Annotated in this window: 21 protein-coding genes; all 21 read left to right on the forward strand. The window is 36.7% G+C overall.

Annotation, left to right across the window (positions count from 1 at the left end; all coding sequences use genetic code 11):
* Positions 1 to 2: 2 nt before the first annotated feature.
* Positions 3 to 1,085 (forward strand): flagellar biosynthesis protein FlhB, encoded by a 1,083-nt coding sequence (gene flhB, locus BMW36_RS00570; RefSeq protein WP_089737922.1) that lies wholly within the window; start codon positions 3 to 5, stop codon positions 1,083 to 1,085.
* 33 nt (positions 1,086 to 1,118) lie between these two features.
* The gene (gene flhA / locus BMW36_RS00575; RefSeq protein ID WP_089737924.1) at positions 1,119 to 3,152 is read left to right on the forward strand and encodes a flagellar biosynthesis protein FlhA; all 2,034 of its coding nucleotides are present in this window, start codon (positions 1,119 to 1,121) and stop codon (positions 3,150 to 3,152) included.
* Positions 3,149 to 4,243: a flagellar biosynthesis GTPase FlhF gene (flhF, locus tag BMW36_RS00580; protein ID WP_089737927.1), complete on the forward strand. Its 1,095-nt coding sequence runs from the start codon at positions 3,149 to 3,151 to the stop codon at positions 4,241 to 4,243. The genes flhA and flhF overlap by 4 nt, the downstream gene beginning before the upstream one ends.
* Positions 4,244 to 5,101, forward strand: coding sequence for a MinD/ParA family protein (locus BMW36_RS00585; protein WP_089737929.1), 858 nt, complete (start codon positions 4,244 to 4,246; stop codon positions 5,099 to 5,101). It begins immediately after the preceding gene.
* 5 nt (positions 5,102 to 5,106) lie between these two features.
* Positions 5,107 to 6,201 (forward strand): protein-glutamate methylesterase/protein-glutamine glutaminase, encoded by a 1,095-nt coding sequence (locus tag BMW36_RS00590; protein WP_089737930.1) that lies wholly within the window; start codon positions 5,107 to 5,109, stop codon positions 6,199 to 6,201.
* 5 nt (positions 6,202 to 6,206) lie between these two features.
* Positions 6,207 to 8,255, forward strand: a complete 2,049-nt coding sequence (locus BMW36_RS00595; protein ID WP_089737932.1) for a chemotaxis protein CheA — start codon at positions 6,207 to 6,209, stop codon at positions 8,253 to 8,255.
* Positions 8,256 to 8,268: 13 nt separating this feature from the next.
* A complete protein-coding gene (locus BMW36_RS00600; protein ID WP_089737934.1) occupies positions 8,269 to 8,736 on the forward strand; it encodes a chemotaxis protein CheW in 468 nt (155 codons plus the stop codon).
* A complete protein-coding gene (locus tag BMW36_RS00605) occupies positions 8,737 to 9,372 on the forward strand; it encodes a chemotaxis protein CheC (RefSeq protein ID WP_089737937.1) in 636 nt (211 codons plus the stop codon).
* The gene (locus tag BMW36_RS00610) at positions 9,369 to 9,869 is read left to right on the forward strand and encodes a chemotaxis protein CheD (protein ID WP_089737940.1); all 501 of its coding nucleotides are present in this window, start codon (positions 9,369 to 9,371) and stop codon (positions 9,867 to 9,869) included. The genes BMW36_RS00605 and BMW36_RS00610 overlap by 4 nt, the downstream gene beginning before the upstream one ends.
* Positions 9,870 to 9,904: 35 nt before the next feature.
* Positions 9,905 to 10,657 carry a FliA/WhiG family RNA polymerase sigma factor gene (locus BMW36_RS00615; RefSeq protein WP_089737943.1) on the forward strand — a complete coding sequence of 251 codons (753 nt, stop codon included), beginning with the start codon at positions 9,905 to 9,907 and terminating at the stop codon, positions 10,655 to 10,657.
* 32 nt (positions 10,658 to 10,689) lie between these two features.
* Positions 10,690 to 12,045, forward strand: coding sequence for a flagellar assembly protein A (locus BMW36_RS00620; protein WP_089737945.1), 1,356 nt, complete (start codon positions 10,690 to 10,692; stop codon positions 12,043 to 12,045).
* A 25-nt stretch (positions 12,046 to 12,070) separates the two neighbouring features.
* On the forward strand, positions 12,071 to 12,379 hold the full coding sequence (locus tag BMW36_RS00625) for a hypothetical protein (protein WP_089737947.1): 309 nt from the start codon (positions 12,071 to 12,073) through the stop codon (positions 12,377 to 12,379).
* Between the two features lie 12 nt (positions 12,380 to 12,391).
* A complete protein-coding gene (locus BMW36_RS00630; protein WP_089737948.1) occupies positions 12,392 to 12,877 on the forward strand; it encodes a DUF6115 domain-containing protein in 486 nt (161 codons plus the stop codon).
* A 150-nt stretch (positions 12,878 to 13,027) separates the two neighbouring features.
* On the forward strand, positions 13,028 to 13,777 hold the full coding sequence (gene rpsB / locus BMW36_RS00635; RefSeq protein ID WP_089737950.1) for a 30S ribosomal protein S2: 750 nt from the start codon (positions 13,028 to 13,030) through the stop codon (positions 13,775 to 13,777).
* Positions 13,778 to 13,862: 85 nt separating this feature from the next.
* On the forward strand, positions 13,863 to 14,750 hold the full coding sequence (tsf, locus tag BMW36_RS00640) for a translation elongation factor Ts (protein WP_089737952.1): 888 nt from the start codon (positions 13,863 to 13,865) through the stop codon (positions 14,748 to 14,750).
* A 156-nt stretch (positions 14,751 to 14,906) separates the two neighbouring features.
* Positions 14,907 to 15,629, forward strand: coding sequence for a UMP kinase (gene pyrH / locus BMW36_RS00645; protein WP_089737955.1), 723 nt, complete (start codon positions 14,907 to 14,909; stop codon positions 15,627 to 15,629).
* 2 nt (positions 15,630 to 15,631) lie between these two features.
* The gene (frr, locus tag BMW36_RS00650; RefSeq protein ID WP_089737957.1) at positions 15,632 to 16,189 is read left to right on the forward strand and encodes a ribosome recycling factor; all 558 of its coding nucleotides are present in this window, start codon (positions 15,632 to 15,634) and stop codon (positions 16,187 to 16,189) included.
* 153 nt (positions 16,190 to 16,342) lie between these two features.
* Positions 16,343 to 17,113, forward strand: a complete 771-nt coding sequence (locus BMW36_RS00655; protein WP_089737959.1) for an undecaprenyl pyrophosphate synthase — start codon at positions 16,343 to 16,345, stop codon at positions 17,111 to 17,113.
* Between the two features lie 13 nt (positions 17,114 to 17,126).
* Positions 17,127 to 17,909 carry a phosphatidate cytidylyltransferase gene (locus BMW36_RS00660; protein WP_089737961.1) on the forward strand — a complete coding sequence of 261 codons (783 nt, stop codon included), beginning with the start codon at positions 17,127 to 17,129 and terminating at the stop codon, positions 17,907 to 17,909.
* Positions 17,910 to 17,935: 26 nt separating this feature from the next.
* Entirely contained in the window at positions 17,936 to 19,090 is a 1,155-nt protein-coding gene (gene dxr / locus BMW36_RS00665; protein WP_089737963.1) for a 1-deoxy-D-xylulose-5-phosphate reductoisomerase, read from the forward strand.
* A gap of 26 nt (positions 19,091 to 19,116) precedes the next feature.
* Entirely contained in the window at positions 19,117 to 20,373 is a 1,257-nt protein-coding gene (gene rseP, locus BMW36_RS00670; protein ID WP_089737965.1) for an RIP metalloprotease RseP, read from the forward strand.
* The last annotated feature ends 135 nt before the right edge of the window (positions 20,374 to 20,508 follow it).

Below are 20,508 nucleotides of genomic sequence, written 5' to 3' on the forward strand. Positions count from 1 at the left end.
TAATGCATCTAAAGTTAGATTTACAATACTTTGCTGGTGAAAAAACTGAAAAAGCTACCCCAAAGAAAAGGCAAGATGCTCGTAAAAAGGGGCAAGTTGCAAAAAGTTCTGATGTAAATACTGCGATCCTGCTTTTTTTTGTATTTATTATTCTGTTAGTTATTGGTCAATCTTTAGGGAATACAATGACCGGTATGTATAGTAAATCTTTTACTGAATACATCCATTTAGCTGTAACAGAAGAACAAATCTTTGAGATGTTTCTGGATTTCACCATCCAGATTGGAATTGCATTAGCTCCTATTATGCTTATAGCCATTGTAGCAGGTTTTGCCTCTAATTTCTTACAGATAGGATTTTTATTTACTTCAGAGCCGTTAAAAATGAAATTAAGTAAAATTGATCCGATTCAGGGGGCTAAACGGATATTCTCAGTAAGAGCATTAGTAGAACTGGTCAAATCATTATTAAAAATTATAGTAGTTGGTATTATTACTTTTTCAATTATCTGGATGAACAAAGATGAAATGATTATGCTATATGATAAAAATGTTACGAGTGCAATGGCGTTTTTTGGCTCCATGACAATACAAATGGGATTGGCTGCAGCTATTGCATTGTTAATTATATCGGTAATTGATTATGCTTATCAACGATATGATTTTGAGAAACAAAACCGGATGTCAAAAAATGATATTAAAGATGAACATAAAAATATCGAAGGGGATCCACTTATTAAATCAAAAATAAAAGAAAGACAGCGGCAGATGGCGATGCAGCGGATGATGAGCCAGGTACCTGAAGCAGATGTAATTATTACAAACCCTACTCATTACGCGATCGCATTAAAATATGAAGAAAGTAAGGCAGATGCCCCTTATGTTGTTGCGAAAGGTGTAGATTTTGTTGCAGTCAAAATAAAGGATATTGCAAAACACCATGATATTATGATGGTTGAGAATCGACCTTTAGCAAGAGCATTGTATGCACAGACAGAGATTGGTCAAGTTATCGGGGAAGAATACTTCCAGGCTGTTGCTGAAATTTTAGCATATGTGTATCGTGTTAAGAAAAAGATTAAATAGGGTTTGGAAGCAAGTTAAAGGAGTTGTAAGTGAATGAAAGCTAGAGATTTTTCCGTATTAATTGGTGTTATTTTAATCATAGTTATGTTAGTTGTCCCATTACCAGGATGGCTGCTTAGTATATTTATTCTTGTAAACATATCTCTAGCATTAATTGTTATCCTTGTATCAATGAATACGACAGATGCTTTGCAATTCTCTGTCTTTCCTTCCTTGTTATTAATACTTACTTTATTTCGTTTAGGATTAAATGTTTCTACAACAAGGTCCATTTTATCTGAAGCAGATGCAGGTGGAGTAGTTGAGACATTTGGTACGTTTGTTATTGGCAACAACCCGTTAGTTGGTTTTGTTGTATTTGTTATCTTGGTAATTATTCAGTTTTTAGTTATTACAAAAGGTAGTGAACGTGTATCAGAAGTTGCAGCACGTTTTACATTGGATGCAATGCCAGGTAAGCAAATGAGCATTGATGCGGATTTGAATGCAGGAATGATTAATGAGCAGCAGGCTAAGGATCGCCGGAGAAAAATTGAAAATGAAGCAGATTTTTACGGGGCAATGGATGGTGCGAGTAAATTCGTAAAAGGGGATGCGATTGCCGGTATTATCATTGTCCTTATAAATATTATCTTCGGTTTAATTATTGGGATGGCTCAACTCGGCTTACCATTTAATGAGGCGATTGACACTTATATGCGATTAACGGTTGGTGATGGTTTAGTCAGTCAGATTCCGGCATTACTTATTTCGACGGCGACAGGTATCGTTGTTACACGAGTGGCGTCAGAAGGAAATTTAAGCTCTGATATAACGAGTCAGCTTTTCCGTTTCCCCCCACTACTTTATGTAGCTGCGGGTACCATTTTCTTATTAGGTTTAACGCCAATCAATTTCCTGCTTACAACATCTATTGCCATTGTTCTAGCAGGAGGAGCGTTTTTACTATCACGCCAGGCAAAAGCAGATACGGTACCAACCGAGTCTGAAGTGGATGAATCAGAATCAGAAGAAATGAAAGCACCAGAAAATGTTGTCGGACTTATCAATATGGATCCTATTGAATTTGAATTCGGATATGGATTAATTCCTTTAGCAGATTCTAATCAGGGAGGGGACTTGTTAGACAGAATTGTAATGATCAGAAGGCAGCTTGCTATTGAGTTAGGTTTAGTCATCCCTGTAGTCCGGATAAGAGACAATATTCAATTAAACCCGAATGAATACAGATTAAAGATAAAAGGAAACGAAGTGGCCAGGGGTGAATTGCTGTTAGATCATTTTCTCGCAATGAGTCCAGGCATAGAAGATGATGAGCTTGATGGAATTGATACAACAGAACCAGCATTCGGCTTGCCGGCGAAGTGGATTACAGATGAAACGAAAGATGATGCAGAATTATCCGGTTATACTGTTGTTGATCCGCCTTCAGTGGTTTCGACACATGTAACAGAAGTGATTAAACGACATTCACATCAATTATTAGGTCGACAGGAAACACAGCAACTCATCGACCATTTAAAAGAAAGTTATCCTATTTTGGTCGAAGAAGTAACACCAGAGCCGCTTTCAATTGGAGATGTTCAGAAAGTACTTGCCAAGTTATTGCGGGAAAATGTCTCTATCAAGAATTTGCCTGTCATTTTTGAGACGTTAGCTGATTTCGGAAAAATGACGACAGATACGGATTTACTGACTGAATATGTGAGACAATCCTTATCAGCGCAAATAACGACAGACATCATTCAGGGTCGTGAGCAGCTCAAGGTAATTACTATTTCCGGAGAAGTAGAGAAATTAATTGCCGAACATATTCAACAAACCGAACATGGCAGTTATTTGGCGATGGATCCTGATTCACAACAGCGCGTGATCCAGTCTGTTGCTGAAAATGTTGAAAATATGTCGTTGCAAGAAGAAACGCCAATCCTGTTATGCTCACCTACAATTAGAATGTATCTAAAGCAACTGCTGGATAGGTTCTTTCCGCATGTTGTGGTACTTTCCTATAATGAGATTGAGCCAACTGTAGAAATTCAGAGCATTGGAGTGGTAAAAGTAGCATGAAAGTAAAAAAGTTTAAAGGTGCAACAATGCCGGAGGTAATGCAGATAGTAAGGCGGGAATTAGGACAAGATGCAGTGATTTTAAATTCTAAAGAAATCTATGAAGGCGGTTTTCTGGGTCTTTTCAAAAAAAAGAAAATCGAAGTCCTTGCAGCAATGGATCAGCAGCAAACTAGTACTGTTCAGAAGCAAAACAGTGCTGTAAGGGAACAGGACCATAGTGAGAAAAAAACTGAAAATACAATTTTGAATGAATTAAGAGAGATGAAGCGTTGGATACAAAATAATAGTGACAAAGAGACCGAATTTCCATATCCCTATCAGCAAATGTATGACCATATGCTTGATCAGGAGGTAAAACCGCATATTGCAAATGAGTTATTAGATACGATATTAAAGCGTAACAAAAGTGATAAGGAACAAAACATAGATAAAATAAAGATTGAACTGGCATTTGAAATGAAGCATCGGCTTGCAAATAAAGGTCAATTTGGTAATAAACTGTTTGAAAAACAAATTGTCCAGCTTGTTGGTCCTACTGGGGTAGGAAAAACGACAACAATCGCTAAACTAGCTGCCCATTGTGTTTTAAACGAACAGAAAAAGGTCGCACTAATTACAACAGATACTTACCGGATTGCAGCGATTGAACAATTAAAGACATACTCAAAAATTCTGGATATTCCTATTGAAATAGCTTACAGCTTTGATGACTATAAAAAGGCCAGGGAGAAATTCAGTGACTACGATATTATATTAGTCGATACAGCAGGACGAAACTTCAGAGATGAAAAATACGTGAAAGAGTTAGGGAATACTATTGATTTATATGAAGAAGCAGAAACTTATTTAGTTTTATCGTTAACATCCCGAACGAAAGATATGGAAGAAATTTATAAACAATTCCAGACTGTTCCTTTAAAGCAGGTTATTTTTACAAAGAGAGACGAAACATCGATTTATGGATCGATCCTAAACATGTGCCTGGAACAAAATACCGGTATAGCGTTTATTACAAATGGCCAGGATGTTCCGGATGACATCGAAGAAGCATCTATTGACAACATTGCAAAAATAATAGTTGGTGATTAAATGAAACAAGATCAGGCAGCAAAATTACGTTCAAGAATTAAAGGAGTTCATGGAAAATATCATGCAAAAACTGTGGCGATTGTAAGTGGTAAAGGCGGAGTAGGTAAGTCTAATATTGCTTTAAATTTTGGGTTGAGTCTGGCAGATAGAGGGAAAAAAGTTTTACTTTTTGACCTTGATGTCGGTATGGGAAACATCGATATTCTACTTGGTAAATCATCAAATAGTACTATTATTCAAATGTTCGAGAGAAATTTATCAATTTATGATATTATAGAATCAGGACCAAAAGACTTATCTTATATTGCCGGAGGTACTGCGAACCATGAAATATTTTCATTGGATAAAGGGAAATTGGATTATTTCATTGAGCAATTAGAACTATTATTAAGGGAGTATGATTATATTATTTTTGACATGGGAGCAGGAGTGACAAAAGAATCAATTCACTTCATCTTGGCAGCAGATGAGTGCATTGTTGTCACAACTCCTGAACCTACATCATTAACTGACGCTTATTCTATGGTGAAACATATTTTGAGTAATCAGGAAACATCGATCTATCTTATTCTGAATCGCGCACTGAAACAAAAGCAAGGTGATGAGACTATTTTTCGATTTACTGAAGTTGTCAAACGCTTTTTGCAATACGATATTCATCCATTAGGTGTGGTGCCAGATGATCAGGCAGTAACAAAAGCAGTATTAAACCAGAATCCTTTTGTTCTTGATAATCCAAAATCAAAAGCATCGGAAGCTATTATAAAGATTACAAATCAATTTCTGGGGGAAATGCCACAGAAACAGATTGGTTCTCGCTTTTTAAATAAGTTAATGAATTTTTTCGCAGAGGGGTAACTAACATGAGAAAATATTCCGTCTTAGTAGTCGATGATTCAGCATTTATGCGAAAAATGGTTTCAGATATTCTTAACCAGTCAGAGCGTCTGGAAGTTGTCGGTACAGCCAGAAATGGCGAAGATGCTATTAAAAAAATCGAACTAATTAAACCTGCTGTCATTACACTTGATGTAGAAATGCCCGTAATGGACGGCATAGAAACATTAAAAATAATAATGGATCGACATCCTACTCCTGTCGTAATGTTGTCAAGTTTAACCAAAACTGGTGCAGACAAAACCATTGAGGCGATAACGCTTGGTGCAGTAGATTTTATCGCAAAGCCGTCTGGATCAATCTCACTGAATATCAAAGAAATTGAAAATGAAATTATTAGTAAGGTGGAGCAGGCTGTTCAATCAAATATTACCGTACATTCGGCCAAAAAAGCTGCAAAGGTCCAAATTTCTAAAGAAGAACGACAGGTTTCTTCAAGGATAGTGAATTCTACATTTATAAAAACGAACCGTGCTTTGAAACCGATTGTAGCAATTGGTTCTTCCACTGGTGGACCGAGAGCATTGCAGGAAGTGATCACCAGTCTACCAGGGGACTTCCAGGCACCTGTTGTTATTGTTCAGCATATGCCAAAGGGATTCACCAAATCTTTAGCGGACAGATTGAATAAACTATCAGAAATAGATGTGAAAGAAGTAGAAGATGGTGATGTAATTGAGCCCGGCAAGGTATACATAGCACAGGGCGGGAAACAGTTTGAGGTGGAGGAAACCGGAAATAAGTTTTTGGCAAAGGTGAGGACAGATGTTCCTGTCAATGGTCATCAGCCATCAGTAGATGTCCTGTTTACATCAATAGCTAAACTGCGCGAGTGTCAGCCTGTTGCTGTAATTTTAACAGGGATGGGCAGTGATGGATCCAAAGGGATAGAAACACTCAAACGGAGCCACCCGCGAACAGTAACGATCTCACAATCGGAGGAAACATGTGTTGTTTACGGAATGCCGCAAGCTGCAGTTAAAACAAGTTTAGTAGATTATGTATTAGATATTCAATATATAAGTGAAATGCTCCAAAAAAAATCTAAACAACAGGGGTGAATGTAATGGAGAATAATGAATATTTGGAAGTCTTTATTGAAGAGAGCAAGGAACATATTCAATCATTAAATGATCAGATTTTAATCCTTGAGAATGAACCAGGTAATATGGATACGGTTGGTGAAATATTCAGGTCTGCCCACACATTAAAAGGAATGGCAGCTACGATGGGTTATCAGGATTTAGCAGATCTTACACATAAAATGGAAAACGTTCTGGATGCTGTAAGAAATAATAAACTATCTATCAATTCTGATATTATCGATGTGATATTTCAGGCAGTTGATCAATTGGAAGGAATGGTAGTAGATATTGCCAGTGGTGGGGATGGTTCCTCGGATGTACAGGAACTTGTACATAAACTGCAGGCAATCGAAAACAATGAAGATTTAAGTACTGTAACTGCCACTCCTTCAGCTGAAGTGAATTCTGTACAGGCAACAGAGAAGGCTGGCGCTAATCATTTTGCTAAGTTAGATGAATTCGAGTTAACAATATTGAATCAATCAAATGAAAAAGGATTCACGAATTATGAATTGAATATTCGTTTAAATGAAAATTGCTTATTAAAAGCTGCAAGAGTTTATATGGTGTTTGAAGTATTAGAACAAGTAGGCGAGGTTATTAAATCAGACCCGACGGTTCAGGAGTTGGAAGAAGAGAACTTCGACTTAGCTTTTCATGTGTTATTAGTTACAAAGCTTGATGCTGAAGAAATTAAACAAAGAATTATGAAGATTTCTGAAATTGAGGAAGCAATCATTTCACCATTCCAACTAAGAAAATGGGATGAAGGCAGCAGTAGCGAACAGCAGGATACGAAAGCTTCTGAAGTTTCTGAATCAAATGAAACTCAGGGAGAAAATAAAAAAGCAGCCACTAATTCAAACAACGGGAAAAGTGTTGCAAGTAAAACTATTAGGGTGAACATCGATCGACTTGATGGGTTAATGAATCTGTTTGAAGAATTAGTCATTGATCGTGGGCGTCTTGAACAAATTTCAGCAAATTTGAAACATGCAGAGCTGCAGGAAACAGTTGAAAGAATGACAAGGATTTCCGGAGATTTGCAGAACATTATTTTAAATATGCGGATGGTTCCTGTAGAGCAAGTGTTTAACCGGTTCCCAAGAATGGTTCGTCAATTATCTAAAGATTTAGGCAAAAAAGTCAACCTTGAAATTATAGGTGCAGAGACTGAACTGGACAGAACAGTAATTGATGAAATTGGAGACCCGCTTGTCCATTTGATCCGTAATTCCTTAGACCATGGGATTGAAACACCTGATGTTCGCCGTGAACGAGGAAAAGATGAAGAAGGAAGTTTATTATTAAAAGCTTATCACAGTGGAAATCACGTATTTATTGAAATAGCAGATGACGGTGCTGGGATTAACCGGCAGAAAGTAGTAAACAAGGCTATTTCAAATCAGGTAATCACAGCGGAAGAAGCAAATACGTTATCTGATGAACAAGTATTTCAATTAATCATGTCAAGTGGTTTTTCAACAGCAGATAAAATATCTGACGTCTCTGGGCGCGGTGTAGGCTTGGATGTTGTAAAGAATACGATTGAATCGCTTGGTGGATCGATTACGATTGAATCAAAAGAGGGGGAAGGTTCCTTATTCTCTATCCAGCTACCTTTGACATTATCAATTATTTCTGTGCTTTTAGTCGAGGTGGAAAAAGAGAAATATGCAGTTCCACTATCCTCGATTATCGAGACTGCAATAATAAATAGAAAAGAAATATTAAATGCACACAATAAAAAGGTCATTGACTTCAGAGGGAAAGTTGTTCCGCTCATCTCTTTAAAAGAAGTTTTCGAGGTACCGGAAGTGGAAGAAGAGGATGATTTGTGTTCAGTTGTCATTATCCGAAAAGGTGAAAAAATGGCTGGGTTAATTGTCAATAAATTCATTGGTCAACAGGAAATAGTACTTAAATCGCTGGGAGATTATCTTGGAGATGTATTCGGTATTTCGGGTGCTACGATTTTAGGAGATGGACAGGTAGCGTTAATACTTGATACTAACACATTAATTAACTAGGAGGAGTGAAAAAATGGAAGGAACAAAAAATCAGCAATCCATTATAATTGAGCTCGAAAAAGAGGAATATGCCATACCAGTTGAATTAATTGGTGGTATTGAGAGAATGCAGCACATTACTCGAGTACCGAAGACAGCGGAATTTGTAAAAGGGGTAATTAATTTACGTGGAGTTGTAACACCGATTTTAGATCTCCGTGAGCGATTTGGAATGGACCCAATTGCACAGACTGATAGTACAAGAATAATAATTGTTCATATGGAGAAGTTTGATGTAGGGTTTATTGTCGATGCAGCTTATGATGTACTTGATATCCCTCAGGAAATTATCGAACCAGCACCAAAAGTGATTGGAACAGTAGATGCCGATTATATTGAAGGTGTAGCAAAGGTTGATAAAAGATTAATAATGCTTTTACAATTAGAAAATGTATTGTCATTGGAATCTTACGAAAAGGCAAGGGAAGGAACACACTTATAAATGGTAAGAATTGATCAATTAACTCAAACCCATCTGGATGTACTAAAGGAGATCGGCAATATAGGGGCAGGAAATGCGGCAACTGCCCTGTCTACCTTACTGAACAAGAAAATTGATATGACGATTCCGTCAATTAATGTAGTCGATTTTAATGAACTGATGGAGTATGTCGGTGGTCCGGAAACACTGATTGTTGCCGTATTTTTAAGAATTCAAGGTGAAGCGCCCGGCAGTATGTTTTTTGTATTGTCACCTGATGAAACAAATTCATTAGTAGAACAATTACTTAGCGATAAATATTTTAGGGCAGAAGAATTGATGGAAAATGAACTAGCTCACTCTGCAGTTTCAGAAATTGGCAATATTTTATCAGGCTCCTATTTATCAGCTCTTTCTGATTTTACTTCCATAAATATGCAACCTACTGTTCCCACACTGGTAATGGATATGGCAGCAGCGATCCTTATGGAAGGTCTTGTCGAGATATCGCAGGAAAGTGATTATGCAATCATTATTGATACAATGATTGAAGGTGGCGGGAATTCGGCACATTCTGTCAAAGGTCACTTTTTCTTATTGCCTGATCCAGACTCTTTTAACAAAATATTCGCAACATTAGGAGTTCTGGACAAATGACAACCATCACATCAACAATTTTAAAAGTAGGGATAGCAGATCTGAAGACAACGAAAGCACCCAATTTATTGAAAACCTCAGGGCTTGGCTCCTGTGTCGGTGTTGTAGTATTTGACAGTACAAACAAAATTGCAGGACTTGCTCACATTATGTTACCTGATTCAACTGCATCTAAAAGAGAAACAAACAATGTAATGAAGTACGCCGATACTGCTATAGAACTTCTCCTAGAAGAATTGTACCAGCTTGGAGCAAAGAAATATGCTTTAAAAGCTAAAATGGCGGGTGGGGCGCATATGTTCTCCTTTCGATCCGAAAACAAAATGTTACGGATTGGAGACAGGAATGTAGAAGCGGTCAGGCGGCATTTAACCGCACAAAAAATACCAATTATAGCAGAAGACGTTGGTGGCAACAAAGGTAGAACGATAGAATTCAATGTAGAAACAGGTATGCTGGAGATCAGAACAGTTAATAGCGGAATTGCAGTTATATAAAACCGATATAACAATAGAAATGGAAAGGTGATTCGATGGGAAGAGATACATCAATTGAGGAGTTATGGAGAAACTGGGAAAAGAATAAAAGTGATGATAATACAAATCAATTAATAGAAAACTACATGTATCTTGTTCAATATCATGTCCAGCGAATCGCATCAAACCTTCCGAAAAGCGTAAATAAAGATGATATAAAAAGTCTGGGATTATACGGATTATATGATGCACTGTTAAAGTTTGACTCAACCAGGGACTTGAAATTTGATACGTACGCTTCTATTAGAATAAAGGGTGCCATAATTGATGGCTTACGTAAAGAAGATTGGCTGCCAAGATCCACTCGGGAAAAAGTGAAAAGAATTGATCACGCGACAGAACTCCTCGAGCAGAGATTCCAGAGAGAAATCAGTTCGGAAGATATCGCCGAATACCTTGATCTCTCACAAGAAGAAGTGGAAGAAGTAATAAAAGATAGCTTTTTTGCAAATTTGCTGTCTATGGAAGAAAAAGGGTCAAATGATGAATTCAAAGAAGGAATCGGGTATAGCATTCCTGATGAAAAGGAATTAACACCAGAAGCTAATATTGTCAAACAGGAGAATATGCAGCTTGTTTATACAGCTATGGAACAGCTGAGTGAAAATGAACAATTCGTATTAAGTTTGTTTTATGATAAAGAATTAACTTTTACAGAGATAGGAAAAGTTCTCAAATTAACTACATCAAGAATCTCTCAAATCCACAAACAAGCAATTTTTAAATTGCGCCAAATGGTTTCGCATTGATATTATTTTTTGGATAAGTGGGGCTTGATAAAATGGAAAAAATGGCAGTTGGATTAAAGGTAGCAAAAGACCGATTAAAGGTATTTATTGAACTACTAGACCGTGAACTACTGGATGAGCTGGAAATAGAAGATTTATTCCAGTTATTAGAGAAAGAAAAAATCAGTTCAGACCTCATTGTTCTGGATGAAACCAACTGGAAACTATTACTAACAGAGCATCAGGTGATTCAAGTGGCTGAAGGTATTTCACCCACAAATGGTCAGGATGGCTACATTAACTGGAAATTATCATTCGATTCACAATTAAGTGAAAAAGAAAAAACGTCGTTTAGAGATGTTAAGAAAATCCCAAGTGTAACAGAGGGAACAATTTTAGCAGAAATCGTTCCACCCACTGAAGGTTCAAGCGGATTAGATGTGTATGGTAACATAATTAAACAGCGAAAAGGGAAGAAAGTGACAACAAAGGCCGGCAAAAATGTTGAACTGAATGAAAACGAGTTTATAGCAGAAAAAGACGGGAAATTATCTGTAACAGACAAGCTAATTCAAGTATTTGATATGTTTGAGCTGGATGGTGACATAACACTTAAAACAGGTAATATTGACTTTGTAGGTTCGGTGTATATCCGCGGGAATGTCCCAAGCGGCTATCAGGTTAAAGCACAGGGAGACATCCATGTTATCGGACTTGTTGAAGGGGCTTATTTGAAAGCAGGAGGAAATATCCTTATAAATGAGGGGATTTCCGGGATGGATAGTGCGGTCATCCAGGCTGATGGTGATATTAAAACAAACTATATCAATCAGGCAAGTGTGGAAGCAGGAAACAATCTCATTGCAGCAAAATCAATTCTCCACAGTCAATGTGTTGCCCAGGAATCCATTTTATGTGAAAATGGTAGTATTATTGGTGGTACCTGTTCAGCCGGAAAGCAGATTGTAGTCAACAATCTCGGGAATTTTGCCAACACAAAGACGGTTTTGGCTCTCGGCATAAATAAAAACAAACGAGAAGAACTAGAGTCTCTCAAACAGGAATTAGCAAAGTTAACAGAAAATAAAAAGAAATTGCAATTCCTGGGAAAACAGTTACATGATAAAAAGGAAAAGCTGGGAAATCTTAATGCAAAAGAACGTATTATGTTACTAAAACAGCGAAATATGTATGATAAATCGGTTGAACAAATCAATAATATCCAGGCAGAAATTGATGAAATGCAATATAGCATCGGAAATTATACAGATTTGGAAGTAATAGTTAAGGGGAAAGCGTTCGATAATGTAGAGTTTATATTTGGTAAATATTCGCGCAAATTAACTCGAGAATATAAGTATTTCAAATCTTATATTAAAGAGATGGAAATTACGATCGATTCCTTATAGTCCTTTAAAATGAGGGGGCATCTTTATGAGTTGGAAATCCGTTGAAATGCAAGTCGCATTACCAAGAACACAGGATGCCGGAAAACTTCAAGACTTATTACAACAACAGGGCCGGTTAGCACAAGAGCAGTTATCTCACATGGCAGCAGTTGAAGAATCACAAAAGAGGAAAAGAATACTTGAACAGCAGGCCAGTGAACAATTAAAAAATGGCAAAAAAGAAAAAGGCATGGGAATACATATGGAAACAGGGGATCATGAGAAAGAGAGCTCAATGGAGCAGGAAACTGTTCAACACCCCTTTCTAGGAAATAAAATCGATTTTTCAGGATAAAGAAGGTAAATTATGGTCAACTTATTGCTATTATTCAGTTTTATTATTCATGTCGTTACCCTTATTATTATACGCCAGATGAAAATAAAGCAGAAGAGTATGGAAGATATTGAAGCGAATGTTTATGAACAAATTGACAAGATGGAAAACACATTAGCTTTATATTTAGTAGAAATGCGAGAAGAAAATGAACATTTTACCAAGGAATTGCTTGCAATCCAGGAAAAACGGGAACAATATAATAATCAAGCACCCTCAGATGAGAATTTAAATAAAAATGCCTTCAAGGAAGAAAAAACTATTACGAAAGAAAATAACTACGCGAAGTTTACCCCGCTTACAAATGTAGAACAGGAAGATGTTATGGAGCAATCAGATACAGCTAAGATCCTGCATTTGTCTAAAAATGGTTATACAACTGATGAAATTGCCAGAAAGTTGGACAAAGGCAAAACAGAAATTGAGTTATTGCTGAAATTTCAACAAAAAAATCAATAATTTGCTTGATTGACCAGTTTCAATATGGTATATTTGTTAACGGTGTTAAATACACACGTTTACTGAAGATGAGAGAGGTGCTAACTTTAGTCCTTTTATCTAATGATGTAAATGGAGGATAAAAAAACCAATATTAGGAGGAAAAGAAACATGGCAGTTATTTCAATGAAACAACTACTGGAAGCTGGTGTGCATTTCGGACATCAGACTCGCCGTTGGAATCCAAAGATGAAAAAATACATCTTTACTGAGCGTAACGGCATTTATATTATCGATTTACAAAAAACAGTGAAAAAGGTTGAAGAAGCATATAATTTCATTAAAGAAATTGCTCAAAACGATGGAACTGTGTTATTTGTAGGTACGAAAAAACAAGCTCAGGAATCTGTAAAAGAAGAAGCGATTCGTTCAGGAATGTACTTCGTAAACCAACGCTGGTTAGGTGGTACGCTAACAAACTTCGAAACAATTCGCAAACGTATTAATCGTTTGAAAGATATTGAAAAAATGGAAGAAGATGGAACGTTTGAAGTACTTCCTAAGAAAGAAGTAGTAGGTCTTTTGAAGGAAAAAGAAAGACTTGTTAAATTCTTAGGCGGTATTAAAGATATGAACAAAATTCCTGATGCTCTATTTATTATCGATCCAAGAAAAGAACGTATTGCAGTTGCAGAAGCACACAAGCTTAACATCCCTATCGTAGGTATTGTTGATACGAACTGTGATCCGGATGAAATTGATTATGTAATCCCAGCTAACGACGATGCTATTCGTGCTGTGAAATTGTTGACTGCTAAAATGGCTGATGCTATTTTAGAAGTGAAACAAGGTGAAGTTACGGAAGAAGCAGCTGAAGAACAAGTTGCTGAAGAAGCAGAAGTTGAAGCGGTAGAAGAGTAAGAAGGTTTTGGGTGATAAGAGGGGGACCTTTTATCACCTTTTTTTAAGCAATATATGATATACAATAATCAAGGAGGAATTTATTATGGCAATTTCTGCAAAATTAGTAAAAGAGCTTAGAGAAAAAACTGGTGCTGGAATGATGGATTGTAAAAAAGCACTTCAAGAAACTGATGGTAACATTGATCAGGCAATTGACTATCTTCGTGAGAAAGGTATCGCAAAAGCTGCTAAAAAAGCAGACCGTATTGCAGCAGAAGGTTCTGCATATGTAGAAGTAGACGGAAATACTGCTGTCCTTCTTGAAGTTAACTGTGAAACAGACTTTGTAACAAAAAATGAGCAATTCCAGACATTGTTAAAGCAATTAGCTAAACATATCCTCAGTCAAAAACCTGAAACAGTTGAGGAAGCTTTAAAACAACCTCTAAACGGTGACGGTGAATCTGTAGAAGAATTCATCAACAGCAACATTGCTAAAATTGGCGAAAAATTGTCACTTCGTCGTTTTACGACATTTGCAAAATCTGATAATGATGCATTTGGTGCCTACACTCATATGGGTGGCAGAATCGGTGTATTAACTGTTCTTGAAGGAACAAATGATGAGCAAATTGCGAAAGATGTTGCAATGCATGTTGCTGCAGTAAACCCTAAGTATCTTTCACGTGATGCGGTTTCTGCAGAAGATATTGAAAAAGAACGTGAAGTACTTAAAACACAGGCATTAAATGAAGGGAAACCTGCTAACATTGTAGAAAAAATGGTAGAAGGCCGCTTAAATAAATTCTTTGAAGAGATTTGTTTATTAGAGCAAAGCTTCGTTAAAGATCCTGATCAAAAAGTAAAGCAAATTGTAAAAAATAATAATGCAGAAGTAACTGCTTTTGTTCGCTATGAAGTTGGCGAAGGAATTGAAAAACGCGAAGATAACTTTGCTGAAGAAGTTATGAGCCAAGTTAATCAAAAGTAATTATACTTTCAAAGAAAAGGGGACACATTGTGTCCCTTTTCTTTGAAAAAATATAGCTGAACTGGTAAATACTAAGGGAATAGAACGGTATTCTTAGTTTTTAATAGACAGGTAAAGATGTTTTTTATTATAATTAATACATAAATGGAGGTAATTATGACTAGTGCTAACTACAAGAGAATTGTTTTAAAATTAAGTGGTGAAGCGTTAAGTGGAGAACAGGGATTTGGTATAGAACCATCCGTTATCCAATCGATTGCCAAACAAGTAAAAGACGTGGTGGAATTAGGTGTGGAAGTCGCAGTGGTTGTCGGCGGTGGAAATATCTGGCGCGGCAAGGTTGGAAGTGAAATGGGGATGGATCGTGCAAATGCTGATTATATGGGGATGTTAGCAACGGTCATGAATTCTTTAGCATTACAAGATAGTCTGGAGAACCAGGGTATACCAACAAGAGTTCAGACATCGATTGAGATGCGCCAAGTTGCAGAACCATACATCCGCAGAAAAGCTATTAGACATCTGGAAAAGAAACGCGTAGTTATATTTGCAGCTGGTACCGGAAATCCTTATTTTTCAACAGACACAACAGCTGCTCTAAGAGCTGCAGAAATTGAGGCAGATGTTATCTTAATGGCTAAAAACAATGTAGATGGTGTTTACACAGCAGATCCGAAAATTGACAAAAACGCAACAAAATATGACCAGTTATCCTATCTGGAAATATTGAATGAAGGTTTAGGTGTCATGGACTCAACTGCTTCTTCACTGTGCATGGATAATAACATTCCATTGCTGGTATTTTCTATATCAGAAGAAGGTAATATTAAAAAAGCCGTAACAGGTGAAAATATAGGAACAATTATTAGGGGGAATTGATTATGTCACAAGCTGTATTAAATGAAGCAAAAGATAAAATGAATCAGGCAGTTAAAGCGTATTCGAAGAACTTAGCAACAGTCAGAGCAGGGAGAGCAAATCCTGCACTTTTAGACAGTGTGCAAGTAGAATACTATGGCGCATTAACTCCACTTAATCAGCTATCTTCCATTTCTGTTCCGGAAGCGAGATTGTTATTAATTACTCCATTTGATAAATCTTCAATTGGAGAAATTGAAAAAGCAATTCAAAAAGCTGATTTAGGTTTATCTCCATCAAGTGATGGGAATGTTATTCGATTGAACATCCCGCCATTAACAGAAGAGAGAAGAAAAGAACTGGTAAAGGTTGTTGGTAAATTTGCGGAGGAATCCAAAGTCCAGATTAGAAATATTCGTAGAGATGCAAATGACCAATTGAAGAAGAACGAGAAATCCGGGGACATTACAGAAGATGAATTAAGAGGTTTTCAAGATGATGTACAGACATTAACCGATGATAATATTAAAAAGATTGACCAGCTAACAAAAGAAAAAGAACAAGAAATTATGGAAGTTTAAACAAAAAACATGTAAAATGAAGTTGAGTGAAACAGACCCTCTTTCAGAAGAGGGTTTTTCCACTTTAAATGGTGTTAATAGTTTAGCAGGAATACTATACAGAAAGTCTCTATATGATAACTATAAAATAGAGAACCATTGGAGGAAATATTTATGGCTTTGTTTAAACTTCCTTTTACTAATAAAAGTACAAATAAAGATTCAAAAGAAATACATAATTCGTTCGAAAAGATACCCGAACATATTGCAATTATTATGGATGGTAATGGACGCTGGGCTCAAAAGAAAGGTTTGCCCAGAATTGCAGGACACCGTGAAGGTATGGATAACATAAAAAGAATTGTTAAAATCGCTAATCATTTTCGTATAAAAATATTAACACTTTATGCTTTTTCTACAGAAAACTGGAAAAGGCCCACATCAGAAATTGATTTTCTAATGAAATTACCTATTGATTTTCTTCAGCATTACCTACCGGAGTTGATGGAGGAAAATGTAAAAATCCAGACAATTGGTGAGGTCGATGATTTACCTGGTAATACTAAGTCGGCTATAATGAGAGCAATTGAACAAACAGAGAGTAATACCGGGTTAATTCTTAATATTGCCATAAATTATGGCAGTAAATTTGAAATTGTCCAGTCAGTAAAATCAATTTATAAAGAAGTAATACATGGAAATTATTCCATTGATGAAATTACGGAGGATACGATTGCTGAACATTTATATACTTCCCACTTAACAGACCCGGACTTGTTGATCAGAACAAGCGGAGAATTAAGGTTAAGTAATTTCCTGCTGTGGCAGTCTGCTTATTCGGAATTGTGGTTTACTGATACACTCTGGCCCGATTTTAATGAAGATGAATTTGAGCAAGCAATTAATGATTACCAGAAAAGAAAACGTCGTTATGGCGGAATTTAAGGTGTGAATAATTTTGAAACTTAGAATAATTACAGCAATTCTTGCGATATTAATTTTCTTTCCAATTGTATTTATAGGAAACTGGCCATTTCAAATTATTATGTATGTTATTGCGACAATTGGTTTAGTCGAGTTATTACATATGCGAAAGACAACATCGTACCCTATACCGACAATTCTGACCATTTTCCTCTTATGGGGATTGCTTTATCAAGGTGAGAGCATCTTTTTTTCTAAAAGATTAGAGTTAATTATGTTTTTTGTCTTATTATTACTGGCATATACTGTATTGGTCAAAAACAAATTCACTTTTGAGGATGCGGGATTTCTGTTATTGTCTTCGATATATGTGGGGCTTGGTTTTTATTACTTTATGGAAACAAGAGCAGTAGAGAGTGGTCTTGTCTATATTTTTTATGCTATTCTAATCATACTGGCAACAGATACAGGTGCATATTTCTTTGGCAGGGCAATTGGGAAACATAAACTTTGGCCTCAAATCAGTCCGAATAAGACAATAGAAGGAGCTGTTGGAGGCATTGCAGTTGCTTGTATTGTAGCAATTGTTTATCAAATCTTTTACCCCGTTCATGAATCATTAGTTGTAGTGATTATTGTCACAGTGTTAGCTTCCATTTTTGGTCAAATTGGAGATCTGGTGGAATCTGCAATTAAAAGGCATTACGATGTAAAAGATTCAGGAAAAATTCTTCCAGGTCATGGCGGAATATTAGACCGTTTTGACAGCTGGCTATTTGTTTTTCCCTTATTGCATTTTATTCAATTTATCTCATAGACTACTTATATTGGGGCGTTTGATTAATGAAAAATATAACACTATTAGGTGCTACAGGTTCAATCGGGGTTCAGACATTAGATGTAATAGAGGCGCATCCTGAACAGTTTCGTTTATTTGCGATTTCTTTTGGAGAAAATGTTGAAAAAGCTTTGCCGATTATTAAAAAGTTTCGACCAGAATGGATTGTAGTTAAAAACGATCAGGTTAAACAACATTTAAACTCCTTCCTTTCAGGTAACCATAATATAATTGCAGGAGAGACAGCTCTAGAGGAAATAAGTACACACCACAAGACCGACGTTGTGGTGAATGCGGTGATGGGGAGTGTTGGCTTAAAAGCGACATTGTCTGCAATTGAACAAAGGAAGCAAGTTGCCATTGCCAATAAAGAGACATTGGTAACTGCAGGTCACTTAGTAATGAATAAGGCTAAAGAACATCAGGTGAATTTACTTCCAATTGACAGTGAACATTCTGCTATTTTTCAAGCATTAAATGGTGAATCCAGACAACAAATCGAAAAAATTATACTAACAGCATCTGGTGGGAGTTTTCGTGATAAATCCAGGGACGAGCTTAAAAACGTTACAGTAGAGGATGCATTAAACCATCCTAACTGGAGTATGGGTGCAAAAATCACAATCGATTCTGCAACAATGATGAATAAAGGGCTGGAAGTAATAGAAGCCCATTGGCTGTTTAATATACCTTATGAGAAGATTGAGGTTATTCAGCATAAGGAGAGTATTATCCATTCAATGGTGGAATTTGTCGATTATAGTGTGATCGCACAGTTAGGAACACCGGATATGCGAGTGCCGATTCAGTATGCTTTAACCTACCCTGAGAGAATGAAATTGCCGCAATCTGAGCATCTGGACTTAGCAAAGATAAGTAAATTACATTTTAAAGAAATGGATTTTAGCAGATTTCCATGTTTAAAGTATGCATATGAGGCAGGGAAAACGGGTGGTACAATGCCTGCAGTCCTGAATGCGGCTAATGAAGTGGCAGTAGAGTTATTTCTAAAAGGAAAAATTAACTTTCTGGAAATTGAGCATCTCGTTGCAAAAATGCTGGAGAACCATGATGTAATTACAAACCCTGATTTAGAAACGATTCAGTCAATTGACAAGGAAACTAGAATGAAAGCTAGGAATATTTCCGGTAGCTTGTGAAGTAAATTTGGGAGGAGTGTGCTTATTTGAATACAATTATCGCTTTTATTTTGATGTTTGGCCTGCTTGTGTTCGTCCATGAGTTTGGTCATTACATTTTTGCAAAAAAAGCTGGGATGTTAGTAAGAGAATTCGCGATAGGTTTCGGGCCGAAGATATTCTCAATAGTTAAAAATGAAACACTTTATACCATCAGACTGCTGCCTATGGGCGGATATGTCAGAGTAGCTGGAGAAGATCCGGAAATTATTGAATTAAAACCAGGACAGCATATTGGTGTTACGTTTAATGAGGATGAGAAGGTTAATCAAATTATCGTAAACAATAAAGATAAACATCCTGATTGCCTAGTAATTGAAGTAGAAAATATTGATTTAGATCATAAACTTATGATTGAAGGTTATGAAGTGGGTGAGGAACGCCCGTACTCCTTCCAGGTTGATGAAAAAGCTCATTTTATAATGGATGAAAAGGCTACGCAAATCGCTCCATATAATCGTCAGTTTGCATCAAAAACACTTGGCCAGCGCGGGATGCAGTTATTTGCCGGTCCAATGATGAATTTTGTTTTATCGATCGTTATATTTCTAATTCTTGGCTTTATTCAAGGTATACCGGCAGATGAGATAAAGATTGGTTCGGTTATTGAGAACAGTCCTGCAGAAGAAGCTGGATTTCAAAAGGATGATACAGTAATTGAAATTAATGGTCAAAGCGTTAGTGAGTGGAATGACTTTGAAAGGTTTGTTCAGTCTAGTCCTGATGAGCAGGTAGATATGGTTGTTTTAAGAAATGGCGAAGAAGTTTCCTTGGAAATTGTTCCAGCAGCGATCGAAACAGAACAAGGGGAGATTGGCCAGGCAGGTGTAACGTTGGCACTGGAAAAATCCTTTCTACGAACATTTCCATATAGCATACAGGAAACATATGAATGGTCAACATTAATCATAACAAATTTAGGTAAGCTTATCACTGGTCAATTTTCCATAGACATGCTTTCAGGGCCTGTTGGTATTTATGATGCTACAGATCAGGTAGTCCAGACCGGCTTTCTGAATTTTATGATGTGGACTGCGATTCTGAGTGTGAACTTAGGAATAATGAATTTAGTTCCATTGCCAGCACTGGATGGCGGAAGGCTGCTCTTTGTGGGGATTGAAGCTGTCAGAGGCAAACCAATTGACCCGCAGAAAGAAGGGGTTGTCCACTTTGTCGGATTTGCCTTACTTATGTTATTAATGATTGTTGTAACATGGAATGATATTCAGCGTCTCTTCTTATAGAAAACAGCAGGACGTTTAATCGGATATGTATAGATGTACAGGAGATATTCCAGGTTGTAATATTTGTATAATATATTGCCATTCAAGGGTTATCTCCAAGAATATTATTTATATAAAAAATTTGAGGTGAATGCA

The sequence above is a fragment of the Gracilibacillus ureilyticus genome, from assembly GCF_900111195.1.
In the GTDB taxonomy this organism is placed as follows: Bacteria; Bacillota; Bacilli; order Bacillales; family Amphibacillaceae; genus Gracilibacillus; species Gracilibacillus ureilyticus.

What these genes read in the sequence shown, in the direction of transcription:
- BMW36_RS00595 (WP_089737932.1), top strand. Translation starts at nt 6,207, where the DNA reads ATGGAGAATAATGAATATTTGGAAGTCTTTATTGAAGAGAGCAAGGAA.
- dxr (WP_089737963.1), top strand. Translation starts at nt 17,936, where the DNA reads ATGAAAAATATAACACTATTAGGTGCTACAGGTTCAATCGGGGTTCAG.
- rpsB (WP_089737950.1), top strand. Translation starts at nt 13,028, where the DNA reads ATGGCAGTTATTTCAATGAAACAACTACTGGAAGCTGGTGTGCATTTC.
- BMW36_RS00630 (WP_089737948.1), top strand. Translation starts at nt 12,392, where the DNA reads ATGGTCAACTTATTGCTATTATTCAGTTTTATTATTCATGTCGTTACC.
- frr (WP_089737957.1), top strand. Translation starts at nt 15,632, where the DNA reads ATGTCACAAGCTGTATTAAATGAAGCAAAAGATAAAATGAATCAGGCA.
- BMW36_RS00610 (WP_089737940.1), top strand. Translation starts at nt 9,369, where the DNA reads ATGACAACCATCACATCAACAATTTTAAAAGTAGGGATAGCAGATCTG.
- BMW36_RS00585 (WP_089737929.1), top strand. Translation starts at nt 4,244, where the DNA reads ATGAAACAAGATCAGGCAGCAAAATTACGTTCAAGAATTAAAGGAGTT.
- pyrH (WP_089737955.1), top strand. Translation starts at nt 14,907, where the DNA reads ATGACTAGTGCTAACTACAAGAGAATTGTTTTAAAATTAAGTGGTGAA.
- BMW36_RS00655 (WP_089737959.1), top strand. Translation starts at nt 16,343, where the DNA reads ATGGCTTTGTTTAAACTTCCTTTTACTAATAAAAGTACAAATAAAGAT.
- flhB (WP_089737922.1), top strand. Translation starts at nt 3, where the DNA reads ATGCATCTAAAGTTAGATTTACAATACTTTGCTGGTGAAAAAACTGAA.
- BMW36_RS00625 (WP_089737947.1), top strand. Translation starts at nt 12,071, where the DNA reads ATGAGTTGGAAATCCGTTGAAATGCAAGTCGCATTACCAAGAACACAG.
- BMW36_RS00605 (WP_089737937.1), top strand. Translation starts at nt 8,737, where the DNA reads ATGGTAAGAATTGATCAATTAACTCAAACCCATCTGGATGTACTAAAG.
- BMW36_RS00615 (WP_089737943.1), top strand. Translation starts at nt 9,905, where the DNA reads ATGGGAAGAGATACATCAATTGAGGAGTTATGGAGAAACTGGGAAAAG.
- flhA (WP_089737924.1), top strand. Translation starts at nt 1,119, where the DNA reads ATGAAAGCTAGAGATTTTTCCGTATTAATTGGTGTTATTTTAATCATA.
- BMW36_RS00620 (WP_089737945.1), top strand. Translation starts at nt 10,690, where the DNA reads ATGGAAAAAATGGCAGTTGGATTAAAGGTAGCAAAAGACCGATTAAAG.
- BMW36_RS00600 (WP_089737934.1), top strand. Translation starts at nt 8,269, where the DNA reads ATGGAAGGAACAAAAAATCAGCAATCCATTATAATTGAGCTCGAAAAA.
- tsf (WP_089737952.1), top strand. Translation starts at nt 13,863, where the DNA reads ATGGCAATTTCTGCAAAATTAGTAAAAGAGCTTAGAGAAAAAACTGGT.
- BMW36_RS00590 (WP_089737930.1), top strand. Translation starts at nt 5,107, where the DNA reads ATGAGAAAATATTCCGTCTTAGTAGTCGATGATTCAGCATTTATGCGA.
- flhF (WP_089737927.1), top strand. Translation starts at nt 3,149, where the DNA reads ATGAAAGTAAAAAAGTTTAAAGGTGCAACAATGCCGGAGGTAATGCAG.